The 11,933-nt window shown below is 27.6% G+C and carries 15 protein-coding genes; 10 read left to right on the forward strand and 5 right to left on the reverse strand.

The window, feature by feature from the left end:
- Position 1: 1 nt before the first annotated feature.
- Genes L8W64_RS03120 through L8W64_RS03165 form a run of 10 tightly spaced genes read left to right on the forward strand, consistent with a single transcriptional unit; the run spans position 2 to position 7,273 of the window.
- Complete coding sequence (locus tag L8W64_RS03120; RefSeq protein WP_263672842.1) at positions 2 to 706, forward strand: hypothetical protein; 705 nt, start codon at positions 2 to 4, stop codon at positions 704 to 706.
- Positions 690 to 1,085, forward strand: coding sequence for a hypothetical protein (locus tag L8W64_RS03125; protein WP_263659833.1), 396 nt, complete (start codon positions 690 to 692; stop codon positions 1,083 to 1,085). Before L8W64_RS03120 ends, L8W64_RS03125 begins: the two co-directional genes overlap by 17 nt.
- Positions 1,078 to 1,734, forward strand: coding sequence for an RsmD family RNA methyltransferase (locus L8W64_RS03130; RefSeq protein WP_263672843.1), 657 nt, complete (start codon positions 1,078 to 1,080; stop codon positions 1,732 to 1,734). The genes L8W64_RS03125 and L8W64_RS03130 overlap by 8 nt, the downstream gene beginning before the upstream one ends.
- A 58-nt stretch (positions 1,735 to 1,792) precedes the next feature.
- A complete protein-coding gene (locus L8W64_RS03135) occupies positions 1,793 to 2,839 on the forward strand; it encodes a flagellar basal body P-ring protein FlgI (protein ID WP_263660510.1) in 1,047 nt (348 codons plus the stop codon).
- Positions 2,839 to 3,204, forward strand: coding sequence for a rod-binding protein (locus L8W64_RS03140; RefSeq protein WP_207921002.1), 366 nt, complete (start codon positions 2,839 to 2,841; stop codon positions 3,202 to 3,204). Before L8W64_RS03135 ends, L8W64_RS03140 begins: the two co-directional genes overlap by 1 nt.
- A 60-nt stretch (positions 3,205 to 3,264) precedes the next feature.
- Positions 3,265 to 3,471 carry a flagellar biosynthesis anti-sigma factor FlgM gene (locus L8W64_RS03145; protein ID WP_133319374.1) on the forward strand — a complete coding sequence of 69 codons (207 nt, stop codon included), beginning with the start codon at positions 3,265 to 3,267 and terminating at the stop codon, positions 3,469 to 3,471.
- 41 nt (positions 3,472 to 3,512) lie between these two features.
- Positions 3,513 to 3,947, forward strand: coding sequence for a flagellar export chaperone FlgN (gene flgN / locus L8W64_RS03150; protein ID WP_133319375.1), 435 nt, complete (start codon positions 3,513 to 3,515; stop codon positions 3,945 to 3,947).
- A gap of 10 nt (positions 3,948 to 3,957) precedes the next feature.
- Positions 3,958 to 5,787, forward strand: a complete 1,830-nt coding sequence (flgK, locus tag L8W64_RS03155; RefSeq protein WP_263659835.1) for a flagellar hook-associated protein FlgK — start codon at positions 3,958 to 3,960, stop codon at positions 5,785 to 5,787.
- A complete protein-coding gene (locus L8W64_RS03160; RefSeq protein WP_133319377.1) occupies positions 5,787 to 6,536 on the forward strand; it encodes a TIGR02757 family protein in 750 nt (249 codons plus the stop codon). The genes flgK and L8W64_RS03160 overlap by 1 nt, the downstream gene beginning before the upstream one ends.
- The gene (locus L8W64_RS03165; protein ID WP_263664623.1) at positions 6,521 to 7,273 is read left to right on the forward strand and encodes a TSUP family transporter; all 753 of its coding nucleotides are present in this window, start codon (positions 6,521 to 6,523) and stop codon (positions 7,271 to 7,273) included. Before L8W64_RS03160 ends, L8W64_RS03165 begins: the two co-directional genes overlap by 16 nt.
- On the opposite strand, the gene L8W64_RS03170 is transcribed toward L8W64_RS03165, so the two are convergent.
- The 5 genes from L8W64_RS03170 to L8W64_RS03190 are packed head-to-tail and all read right to left on the reverse strand — an operon-like array spanning position 7,270 to position 11,933.
- Positions 7,270 to 8,430 (reverse strand): type II secretion system F family protein, encoded by a 1,161-nt coding sequence (locus L8W64_RS03170; protein ID WP_263672844.1) that lies wholly within the window; start codon positions 8,428 to 8,430, stop codon positions 7,270 to 7,272. The two genes, L8W64_RS03165 and L8W64_RS03170, sit on opposite strands and share 4 nt — an antisense overlap.
- Positions 8,427 to 9,944 carry a GspE/PulE family protein gene (locus L8W64_RS03175; protein WP_263666254.1) on the reverse strand — a complete coding sequence of 506 codons (1,518 nt, stop codon included), beginning with the start codon at positions 9,942 to 9,944 and terminating at the stop codon, positions 8,427 to 8,429. Before L8W64_RS03175 ends, L8W64_RS03170 begins: the two co-directional genes overlap by 4 nt.
- Positions 9,937 to 10,266, reverse strand: coding sequence for a CDC27 family protein (locus tag L8W64_RS03180; RefSeq protein WP_133319381.1), 330 nt, complete (start codon positions 10,264 to 10,266; stop codon positions 9,937 to 9,939). The genes L8W64_RS03175 and L8W64_RS03180 overlap by 8 nt, the downstream gene beginning before the upstream one ends.
- Positions 10,247 to 11,638 carry a pilus (MSHA type) biogenesis protein MshL gene (gene mshL, locus L8W64_RS03185; protein WP_263672845.1) on the reverse strand — a complete coding sequence of 464 codons (1,392 nt, stop codon included), beginning with the start codon at positions 11,636 to 11,638 and terminating at the stop codon, positions 10,247 to 10,249. The genes L8W64_RS03180 and mshL overlap by 20 nt, the downstream gene beginning before the upstream one ends.
- Positions 11,610 to 11,933, reverse strand: coding sequence for a hypothetical protein (locus L8W64_RS03190; protein ID WP_263672846.1), 324 nt, complete (start codon positions 11,931 to 11,933; stop codon positions 11,610 to 11,612). The genes mshL and L8W64_RS03190 overlap by 29 nt, the downstream gene beginning before the upstream one ends.

An 11,933-nucleotide genomic window follows, 5' to 3' on the forward strand; every position in this document is an offset into this window, starting at 1 on the left:
AATGTATAAAATTTACACCAATAGCAATAATGATTTATTTTGTTATTTTGATATTATCAAAAATGTCTTAGATATAGTCGGTGTTGAAAGCACATTATGTGAAAAACCTTTGGGTAAAAATTATTTTATTATTGACTATGATCCTAAAGATATTTTAGATGAATATTCTAGAATGATGGATGAGAATAATATCTTAGCTTGCGAATATAGCTCTTATGAAATTATGAGTAAAATCGATAAGATTAAATACGCTCCAGAGTTTTTTTTAAAATACTTAAAAACAGAACACATTAAATATTTTTTTGATAAATTTAACATAGGTGTATATCAAGGATTTTCCCATGCTAATTGCTCTTTAGAACTTGCTAAGATTCTTAAAGCAAATATAATTGATTTTGAAAGAAAATATAAGAGTTGTGGCTATGGGTTCTTAAGTTTAAATGCGCAATTAGCTTATAAAAGCGCAGCAGCAATCATTTTAGATGCTTATGATAGTGGTTGTGATTTTTTAGTTGTAGAAGATTTTTATTCTTTTTACATGTTTGATAAGTGTTCTAAAGAATTACAAGCAATTTCAAATAGAAATTTTGAAGATTTTTATATTTTAAGTTTCGCAGAGCTTGCAAATTTAGCTCTAGGTATAGTACCATACACTTTAAAAAAACACAAATTAAAAGTGAGTTTAGTCAATGAAAATCGCTCTTGAATGCAAGGATTTAATTTTAGAAAAAACTTTAGAAATTGCTTTAAAAGATTTTTTAGTTTTAAAAAAAGATTGTGATTTTTTAGTCTGTGATGAAAAAATCAACACACAAAAGCCACAATTTATCATCAACAAAAAATCAAATTTCTTAACTCACCCTTTTAACATAGAAGAGTTGCTATGTGCTTTAAATGATTTCAATGCAAGCTTGCAAAATATTGCCTATAAAATAGCAATGCGTGAGAAAAAAATTATGAATCAAAAATGTGAAGCCATTTTAGAACAACTACGCCAAGAAAGTCATGAAAAAATCGATGCAATATTTGATCTTTATAAAACAGAGTTAAAAAATCTTATCAAAGAAGAAAATAATAATGCATAAAACACAAGAATATCAAAGCGTAAGAAATTTTTTAAAAAATTACAAAGAGGATAAAAAAACAAGCTCAAAAAAACAAGCTCAAAAAATTTACACCACCATAGAAAGTGGAATTTATAAGGGTAAAAAAATTTTACTTCCTAGCCTAGATACCACAAGAAGCACTAAAAGCATAGTAAAATCATGTGTTTTTAATGTTTTGCGTTTTTCTTTACAAGATAAGGTTTTTATAGAAGCCTTTGGAGGAAGTGCTTTGATGGCATTAGAAGCAAGAAGCAATGGTTGTTTAAAAAGTTATGCCATAGAAAAAGATAAAAAGGCTTATGAAATAGCTTTAAAAAACGCTTCTGGTGTTGATCAAAATACCCTTTGTTTTAATGATGATACTTTTAAAAAAACTCCTCAAATTATTCAAAATTCCAAAGAAGATATTATTTTATATCTTGATCCTCCATTTGATATTAGAGAAGGTTTTTTTGATATTTATGAAAAAACTTTAAAATTGATAGAAAATATACAAAATTCAAATGTAAAAATCATTATCATAGAACACCACAGCACTTTTAAAACTCCAACTAAAATACAAGATTACGAAAAAACTAAAGAAAAAAAATTTGGCTCAACTACTCTAAGTTTTTACTCCTTTATATAAATTTGGAACTTTTTTTGCTTTAATTTTATGAAAATAGCATAGATTAAAGGAAGAATCGATGAGAATATTACTATTTTGCTTGGTATTAAATCTAAGCGTTTTTGCAGCTACTATTAAAGAACTTACTAATGTAGTAGGTGTTAGAGATAACCAACTTATAGGATATGGTTTGGTTGTTGGCTTAAACGGAAGCGGAGATGGTACAAGTAGTGAATTTACTCTACAATCTATTTCAAATATGCTTCAGGGTATGAATGTAAAAGTTAGCCCAGGCGATATAAAATCAAAAAATACAGCAGCAGTAATGGTAACAGCAAAGCTTCCTGCTTTTGCAAGAAGTGGGGATAAGCTTGATGTAAGTGTGGCTTCTTTAGGTGATGCAAAATCTTTACAAGGTGGAACCTTACTTATGACAGCTCTAAAAGGAGTTGATGGAGAGATTTATGCAGTAGCTCAAGGTTCATTAGCTATAGGTGGACTTAGCCCAAGACCGGGTGCAGCAGGAACACACTCAACCTCAGCAAATGTTATTAATGGCGCTGTAGTAGAAAGAGAAATTCCACAAAACTTTAGCCAAAGTGAAGATTTGATTTTAAGCTTAAAAGAAGCAGATTTTAAAACAGCTAATAATATAGAAAGAGTTTTAAATACTATTTTTGACACAGATATAGCAAAAGCTTTAGATTCTAGAACTATAAAATTAACAAAACCTGAAGAATTTTCTCATGTTGAATTTATGGCAAGAGTATTAGAACAAGATATAGCTTATACCCCAGAAAGCAAAGTGATTATTGATGAAAGAACAGGAACTATCGTAGCGGGAGTAAATATAGAAGTTGAACCTATATTAATTACTCATAAAGATATTACTATAAAAATTGATCCAAACAATACCGTAGCTTTAGGACAAAATGAAATCGATATGAAAGATGGTGGTATTTTAGACCCTGTATCTAATACTTTAAAAATCACAAACAATAAAACAACAGTAGCAAACATAGCTAGAATGTTAAATAAACTTGGAGCAGCACCAAATGATATCATAGCTATTATGCAAAATCTAAAAAGAGCTGGTGCAATCAGTGCTGAATTAGAGGTGATATGATGAGAGTTGATAATTATTTAGCGAGCAAAAATTACAGCAGTGAGCTTTATGAAAACATTACCAAGCATAATAATAGCTATAAGGCTGCTAAAAACTATGCAGATAGTGCTTTTAAAAATGATTTAACTCATATACAAGCATTAAATGATGAAGATAAAGCTTTAAAAGAACAAACCGATGCTTTTGAAGCTTTCTTAATTAAAAGTGTTTTGGATATTTCTTTAAAACAAGAAAATTCTTTATTTGGAAAAGATGCAAGTGATGAAATTTATTCATCTATGTATAATGATACTATGAGTAAAGCATTAAGTGGTGGTTTAGGTTTTTCAAAATTATTATTTGATTATTTAAAAGAAAGGCGTTAAGTTATTTTTTTAAGTGTCGATATGGTTCTTAGAGTTTTTCAATAGAACTGGAGGCTTAAAATGATAAACCCTATACATCAAAGCTATGTGGCTCAAGTTGCTACTAGCGATATAAATAAAACAGAAAACAAAGAAAATAACAAGGCAAAAGAAACTCAAAAGGTAGAAGAAAATAAGGCATCTTTTATTGCTTCACAAATAAAGAATGGCGAGTATAAAATAGACTTGCAAGCCACTTCAAAAGCAATAGTAGATTCTTTATTATAATTTTTATCCTTTTTTGGGTTAGTGCCTAAGAAAGGATAAAAATGGTTAAACAACACTTAGACAAAACAAATTCTATTTTAGAAAAACTCATCAATCTTACTTTAGAAGATATAGCTCAAATTCAAGCTGCTAATCACCAACATGTTAGCAAAAGCGTAGAAGAAAAAACTAAACTTGTAAATGATTTTCAAATTGCTAAAAAAAATCTTGATAAGGCTTTAGTAGAACTTAGTAATCAAGGAAACAATAAAGGTTTAGACGAACTTTTAGATGATGAAGATAAAGAAAAACTTGCTCTTTTAAAGCAAAATTTAAACACCTTACATCAAAAAAATAAAGAATATGCTAAATTGGCTCTTATTATTAAAAATTTTTACGACAATCTTTTAAATACAATGTTTGAACAAAATGGAACAAATAATGCTTATGGGGATAATAAGACAATTCCAGATTCATTATTTAAGATCAATGTTTAAAGGCTAAGTCATGGGAATTTTTGATAGTTTATATACAGGGGTTAGTGGTATAAGAGCTGCTGAACTTCAAATCAATACCACAGGTAACAATATCTCTAATGCAAATGCAGTATTTTATACTAGACAAAGAGCGGTGCAAAGTTCAGGTATGTCTCTTGATAGAGGTGGCTTACACTTAGGAACAGGTACGCAAATTGATACTATTAAAAGATTGCATGATGAGCATTCTTATTATGAGCTAAAAAACGCCACTACTCAACAAAACTATACAAATTATTTAGGACAAATTTTACAAGAAGCAAGTCAAAGATTTCCTGATATGCAAGGAACTGGTATTTTACAAGATTATAAAAATTACTATGATGCGTGGAATAACTTTGCTTCCAACCCAAGCGATGGAGCAAGTAAAATAGATCTTGTTAATAGCGCAAACACATTAGCTCAAAACATACAAAAAACATTACAAGATCTTAGCAAAATGCAACAAACAGTTAATGAGCAAATTCAACAAACCGTAGATGAGATTAATAACATTGGTCAAGAAATTGCAAATATTAATAAACAACTTGAAAATGAAGAAGTTTTACCTACCGATAATGCAAATCAACTAAGAGATAAAAGAGATGAACTTGAACTTAGACTTTCAAAGTTAGTTAATGCTGTTGCTTGGAAAGGAACAAGCTCTCAAGATAGTACTTTAGAATCTACCATGACTGATTCTGGAAGATATTATGATTTAAGCATTCAAGGCTTTAGTATAGTAAATGGCTCTAGCTTTCACCCTTTAAAATTAGATAATAACAACCCTAATGGTTTTTATCAAATTTATTATGAAGTAAATGATGAAAACCGCTATGATTTAACAAGCAAAATTTCAGGTGGGCAGCTTGGTGCTCAACTTGATCTTAGAGGTAGAAATTATGATGGCAATCATGATACTTACAGCGATGGAAAATTACAAGAGTATAAAGATATGCTCAATACCTTTACAAAAACACTCATAACTCAAACTAATAATGTCTATGCTCAAGCAGCAACCGATAAAGTAAATTCAGATGATTTAAAAGGTTTAAAATCTGATACTTCTTTAATGAGTTATGATAAAAACATCCAAGCAGGAAGCTTTGACATCACAGTTTATGATGAAAAAGGTAATGCAGTAGCTACTAGAACTATAAAAATAGATGTCAATACCACTATAGAAGATGTTATTAAACAAATCAATGCAGATGTTGATGATAATAAAGATGGTGTTAGCGGTAATGATTTAAATGATTATTTTCAAGCCTTTTATCATTATGATGGAAAAAGTGATAGTGGAAATTTCCAAATCAATGGCTTAAAAAAAGGTTATAAAATAGCTTTTAAGGATAATGGCACAAATTTCCCAGGCGCTTTAAATGTATCTTCATTTTTCAATGGTCAAGATGCAAGTAGCATTAATGTAAATTCAAGCATTAGAAATGATCCAAATAGCTTAAAAGCTAGTTCAAACGGAGTTGATGGAAATAACGATGTAGCTAATGCTATGTTGCAACTTCAAAATCAAAAAGTAAATTTTTATAATAAAGATGGTACAGTAGATACTATGACTTTAGATGGATATTATAGAAAATTTACAGGCCAAATTGCTTCAGATGCTGAAAGCAATGGCTTTGCGCATGCAACTAATATGACGGTATTTAATACAGCTTATGCAGAATATCAATCAAAAAGTGGTGTAAATACCAATGAAGAATTAGCAGCACTCATACAATATCAAGCAAGTTATGGCGCTGCAGCTAAAATCGTAACTACCGTTGATCAAATGCTTGAAACCTTACTTGGTTTAAAATCTTAATGCAAATTAAAGCTCTTTTAGATGAAGCAATTTTAAGCAAAAACACTCAAAAAGAGCTTTTCTCTCATCCTGATCCTTTACAAATTGCAAGTGTTTATAAAGATGAAAATATAGCCTTGCTTTGTGCTTTATTTGCCTATGGAAATGCTAAAAATATTGTAAATTTTTTAAATAAACTTGATTTTTCCTTGCTTGAGAAAAGCGATGAGATTATTAAAAAAGAATGTAAAAATCTAAAATACCGCTTTCAAAACTCTCAAGATATAGCTCAAATTTTCATCACACTCAAGCGCTTAAAAAATGAAGATAGTATAGAAAATATTTTTACCAAAACTTATCAAAAAGAACAAAACATAACACAAGCGATAAAAGCTTTCATAGAAACAATTTACAAGCTTAATCCTTATAAAAGTTATGGTTATGAATTTTTCTTTTCAAAAGAATTTAACATTCCAAAAGGTCCTTTAAAAAGATACAATATGTATCTTAGGTGGATGGTAAGAAAAGATGAATTAGATTTAGGTTTGTTTAAAAATATCGATAAAAAAGACTTACTCATACCCTTAGATACTCATACTCATAAAGTTTCATTAAAACTTAAGCTTTTAAAGCGTAAGATTTATGATTTTAAAAGTGTTTTAGAACTTACGCAAAGTCTTAAAAAATTCGATCCTACTGATCCTATAAAATATGATTTTGCTCTATATAGAATCGGACAAAACAAGGAAAGCTTATGGAGCTTGAATTAACTTATTATGTGATTTTATTCTTTGTTGCTGCTTTTGCAGGTTGTGTTGATGCGATTGTAGGTGGTGGTGGGCTTATTACCATACCTGCTTTATTTGCTTGTGGTATTCCTCCTCATTTAGCCCTAGCTACTAATAAACTTCAAAGCACCTTTGGATCACTCACTGCGGTTTTAGCTTATAGAAAATCTATGCATATAGAAAAGATAGCTTTGGGAATTTTATTTACTGCTATTGGAGCTGCCATTGGAACTTATGCAGTCTTACTAATAGATCAAAATGCTGTTAAAATCATTGTATTAATTTGCCTTGTTTTAATCTTTTTTTACACTATTTTCAAGCCTGATTTAGGCCATGTACATAATAAAGCTAAAATGCGCACTACAAGCTTTCAAATTATCTTTGGCTTGCTACTTGGTTTTTATGATGGTTTTTTAGGACCTGGTACTGGATCTTTTTGGATTTTTGCTTGCGTGATATTTCTTGGTTTTAGCATGAAAAATGCAAGCATTAATACTAAAATCTTAAATTTTACTAGCAATGTAGTAGCTTTAGGGGTATTTTTATACTCTTATGAGGTGCTTTGGAAAGTTGGTATTTTAATGGGTATAGGCCAAATTTTAGGTGCTTTTATAGGATCAAAACTAGTCTTAAAAACACAAGGAACTTTTATCAAAAAACTCTTTTTGATTATGGTTGCTTTAACTATAGCTAAGGTTGCTTATGATTATCTTGCTTAAATTTCTTGACTAATTTGCCACATAGGTAAAAATACACCCAAGGCTAAAACTAAAATCAAACTCGCCATAAAAATTGTCATCAAAGGCTCCAAAACACTCAAAAGCTTTTGAGTATAATTTTCTTTTTTATACTCATAAAACAAAGCAAGCTCATAAGTACTTTCATCTAATTTAGAACTTTTTAAAGCTAAATTTAACATTCTTATCACAAAAGGCTCAAAAAGCTTTGTGTTAGAAAAAGCTTGAGCTAAATCAAGTCCTGATTCAAATGAAGTCTTTATAATAAACATTTTGTTTTTAAAGAATTGATTTTCTATACCTTCACAAGCAAGTTCAAAAGCTCTTTTTATATCCACCCCTGCTTTTAATAAATATGAAAAAATTAAGAAAAAACAAAATTTATCTTGATAAAATATTATTTTTCCAAAAATGGGAAAATAAAAAAGAATTCTATGAAAAAACAAAGACTTCCTAAAAGAATAAGTAAGTATTATAAAAAATCCTATATTTAATAAAATAATCATATAAAAATGACTAAAAAAATCAGCTATAATAAAAAAAATTTGAGTGATTTTTGGCAAATCCAATTCAAGTTGTAAAAATAAAGTTTTAAATTCAGGCAAAACTAAAGTTATAAGAATAAAAAAAGCAAAAATAATACACATAAAAACGAAAAGTGGATAAGCTATAGCCTTTTTTAACTGCTTAAAACTATGAAGATTTTTTTCTTTTAAACTAATAATAATATCAAGAGCCCTATGTAAATCTTCTCTGCCATCACAAATTTTTAAAATAGCACATTCTCTAGAATTTAAAATATCTTTAAAGGCTTCATTATAAGAACTTCCATTATTGAGTTTATTATAAATTGTATTAAAAATTTTAATATTTTGTTTTTCATAGCTTGATTTTAAAAATTCTAAAATTGCTTCCTGTAAGCTTAATCCTGCCTTTAAGATCATATTTAAATCCTTAAGAATGAAAATAAGCTCTTCTTCTTTGATTTTATGTTTTATCGGTTTGAAATATTCTTCAACACTAATAATATTTACAAATGACTTTAACGCAAAATTTCTAGCTTCATATAAATTTCTAGCCCTTATTATATATTGTTTTTGCTCTTTATTTAATACATAAAAAATAACAAATTTTTTCAAAAACTAATCTTTCTTAACTCATCTATACTTGTTAAGCCAAGTTTTGCCTTTTCTAAAGCATCCATACCTAAAGTCAAAAAACCTTTTTTTAAAGCGTATGTTAAAATATTTTCATAATTTGCATTATTTTCTATCATATTTTTTAAATTATGATCTAAAAACAAAAATTCAGCTACCATCAAACGCCCTTTATATCCACTATACATACACTCAACACAACCTTTTGCTTTGTAAAATTTTCCTTCAAAAACTTGATTTTGAAAGTAAAATTTTTCCTTGTTAGGTTCTTTACATTCACATAGTTTTCTTACTAATCGTTGAGCTATAATTAAATTAAGAGAATGAGCTATTAAGTATTCTCTTGCACCCATATGCTTCATTCTAAAAATAGCTTCTATAGCGCCATTAGTGTGTAGGGTACTTAAAACTAAATGTCCGCTTAAAGAAGCTTTTAAAACTATATCCAAACTATCCTCATCTCTAATTTCACCTATCATAATCACATCAGGATCGTGTCTTAAAACTGCTCTTAAAGCTTTGTGAAAATCAAATCCGGCTTTAGAATTTAAAAGAATTTGTTGAGCATATTTAAGTTTATATTCTATAGGATCTTCTAGAGTGATGATTTTTTTACTTTGTTCAATTTCATTTAAAATAGCATGCATAAAAGTACTTTTACCACTCCCTGTTGGCCCACAAAACAAAATCAGACCATAAGGTGCATTCGTGTGTTTTTTCAGCTGAATTAAATTTTCTTCTTTGATAAAAAGTTTATCAAGTTTTAAAACATATCCATCTTGTTTTAAAATTCTAAACACTACGCTTTGTCCAAATAATAAAGGCATAATTGAAACTCTAAAATCATATTTTTGTTCTAAAATGATTTTAGAAAAACTCCCATCTTGAGCTTGTCTTTGTTCAGCTACATTAAGCAAAGCAATAATTTTTACATGCAACAATAAGGCTTGGTATGATTTTGCATCAAAACTATATATATATTTTAACTCCCCATCTATTCTAAATCTTATATATACTTCATTTTCTAAAGGCTCTAAATGGATATCACTTGCTCTTAAAAAACAAGCATAAGTTAAAATTAAATTCAAAAACTGCTCTAATAAAAATTCATCTTTATTTTCATCACTTTTCAAACTAAGCTCTAATCTATTAAGATGATTTTGAAATTTAATTAAAAATTTAACTCTTTCTAGCAAAAATTCAAATTGTGTAAAAACACAAAGAAAAATCTTGATAGTTTTAAAACGATATAAATTTTGTATTTTTTCCAAAACATTCTCTTCTAATGGTTTAAAGGAAGCTATATGGATTTTTTCATCATCTTCATAAAAACAAAAAATATCATGTTGTTCTATTAAAGAAAAAGGCAAAATGTGAAGATATTTTTCAAAATCAAAAGTTTGATTTAAATTTAAAAATTCCATTTTATATTGAGAAGCAATTTCTTTTAAAGAATACTCACTTAAGTTTTTTAATTTTTGATGTGTATCACTCAAAATAAATCTCCAAAAGCTTTTCGTATTCTTTTTTAGCTATTAAAGCATCTTCATATCTTCCGAGTTTTATTTTAGCATTAATAAAAACAAGCCAAGCTTCTTTTTGCAATAAATCAAAATCATTAGCTTCTATAGCCCAAAAAACTGCTTGTTTGTATTCTTTATTTTGATAAAAATATTTTGCTAAATTTAAAGCATTTTCATAGTTTGGTTGATTAATGAATTTTTCATAAAATATGTTTTGATCGAAACTATTGTTTTGAATTTCTATAGCATTTAAAAAAGAAAAACATATTAAGATTTTAAAACATATCATCTTCATGCTGAAAACCTAGGTCTTTTAAACTTAAAATTTTATTATTAGTTTTTACTAAACTTGGTTTGATAATAAAAACTATTTCGCTAATATCTTCATAATTTTGTTTTCCTTGAAATAAAGCTCCAAAAAGTGGAATTTTAGATAAAATGCTTATTTCATTATGATTATTAATGGTATTTTTACTAATCAATCCGCCTAAAATTAAAGTTTGTCCATCATCAACCTCAACTACAGTAGAAAGCTTTTTTTGTATAGTATCTGGCGCTATATTTCTTGGTTTGCTTTGTCTATGATTATCAAAACTATATTTAAAATCACTCAAGCTTGGATTAATCCTAAGCATAATTTTATGATCATCTGAAATCTCAGGCAATATATTAAGTAAAATTCCTACAAAAATAGAATAATTATTATATATTTCACTAACTATTGTACCATTTTCTGTTCCTTTAGAACTTTCTTTTACTTGATAATTTATTGTATCGCCTATAGAAATAATAGCTTGCTGATTGTTTAAAGCCATAAGTTTTGGGTTAGAAAGTATAGTTGTTTTACCATTTTCTTGTAATAAATTTAAAATAGCTTTAGTTTCAATATTTGCTTTTAAGTTAATATTTCTAATACCATCTTTATTAATTATAAAATCATTATCATCACCATTAAGTTTAAAAGCAAGTTCTTGCCAATTAATTCCACTTGAATGATTTTTGTTTAAATGCACAGCAACAATACTTACATCAATTAAAACTTGTTTTTTAAGTCTTTTATTTAAGTCATCTAAATATTTTCCAACTCTTGCAAGTTCATATGGAGTTGCATTTAAAGTAATAATTCCTGCATTAGTATTGACAATAGGTTTAGTTGTATTTTCATCCAACAAAGCTTGAATTTCTTCTGAAATTTTCTCCCAAAAATCAAATTTATCAGTACTAATAACTAAATTATCTACTTCTTTATAATTATCATAATCTCCTTGTTTTGGTCTAGAATCCACTGAAGCTTTAGTAATACTTTGTCCTTCTCTAATAGAACTTATATAATGCACTTTAAAAGTTTTAACTTGTTTTCCATAAATTTTTAAAGCATTTTTATCGTATTCATAAGCAAGATTGTTTTCCACCAATAAAAGCTTAAAAATCTCTCTTAAAGACATTTTCTTTATATGTAAATAATTTTGAGCATGCATTAATTTTTCTTGCGCAAAAATATCTTTGATAATAATACTAAAATCACACTCTCTTCCGAGTTCATTTAAAATTTCAAGCAAAGAAGTTTTGTTTTCTACTCTTATATTAAAAAAATGCTGATTACACTGCATGGCAAATACATTTGTAAAAAACAAAAAATTAATACATAAAAATACTATTTTTTTCATACAAATTTACAACCATTATTTTTTCTTCCTTTTTCAATACAACTTGAGAATTTCTAATTTCAACTATTTTAAAACCATCAATATAATCATTTAAAGCATACCACTTATCATTAATCTTAATCTTATTTGAAACAATAGCTTGCAAAGAAAAATTAGATTTTATATTTGTAGTCTTTTTAAAAAAAGGATCTTGAATTGAAATTAAATTATCAACATAACAATTTTGATTTAAAAATGGATAATTAACACCAAAAGCATTAATTACCCATAAAACAAGAATAAAAATTCGAAACAA

Source organism: Campylobacter sp. IFREMER_LSEM_CL1097, from assembly GCF_025772225.1.
In the GTDB taxonomy this organism is placed as follows: domain Bacteria; phylum Campylobacterota; class Campylobacteria; order Campylobacterales; family Campylobacteraceae; genus Campylobacter_D; species Campylobacter_D lari_D.

Excerpts from the sequence above, each read along its gene's own strand:
- flgK (WP_263659835.1), top strand. The coding sequence starts at position 3,958 with ATGGGAATTTTTGATAGTTTATATACAGGGGTTAGTGGTATAAGAGCT.
- L8W64_RS03130 (WP_263672843.1), top strand. The coding sequence starts at position 1,078 with ATGCATAAAACACAAGAATATCAAAGCGTAAGAAATTTTTTAAAAAAT.
- L8W64_RS03140 (WP_207921002.1), top strand. The coding sequence starts at position 2,839 with ATGAGAGTTGATAATTATTTAGCGAGCAAAAATTACAGCAGTGAGCTT.
- L8W64_RS03145 (WP_133319374.1), top strand. The coding sequence starts at position 3,265 with ATGATAAACCCTATACATCAAAGCTATGTGGCTCAAGTTGCTACTAGC.
- flgN (WP_133319375.1), top strand. The coding sequence starts at position 3,513 with ATGGTTAAACAACACTTAGACAAAACAAATTCTATTTTAGAAAAACTC.
- mshL (WP_263672845.1), bottom strand. The coding sequence starts at position 11,638 with ATGAAAAAAATAGTATTTTTATGTATTAATTTTTTGTTTTTTACAAAT.
- L8W64_RS03165 (WP_263664623.1), top strand. The coding sequence starts at position 6,521 with ATGGAGCTTGAATTAACTTATTATGTGATTTTATTCTTTGTTGCTGCT.
- L8W64_RS03180 (WP_133319381.1), bottom strand. The coding sequence starts at position 10,266 with ATGAAGATGATATGTTTTAAAATCTTAATATGTTTTTCTTTTTTAAAT.
- L8W64_RS03160 (WP_133319377.1), top strand. The coding sequence starts at position 5,787 with ATGCAAATTAAAGCTCTTTTAGATGAAGCAATTTTAAGCAAAAACACT.
- L8W64_RS03135 (WP_263660510.1), top strand. The coding sequence starts at position 1,793 with ATGAGAATATTACTATTTTGCTTGGTATTAAATCTAAGCGTTTTTGCA.
- L8W64_RS03125 (WP_263659833.1), top strand. The coding sequence starts at position 690 with ATGAAAATCGCTCTTGAATGCAAGGATTTAATTTTAGAAAAAACTTTA.
- L8W64_RS03120 (WP_263672842.1), top strand. The coding sequence starts at position 2 with ATGTATAAAATTTACACCAATAGCAATAATGATTTATTTTGTTATTTT.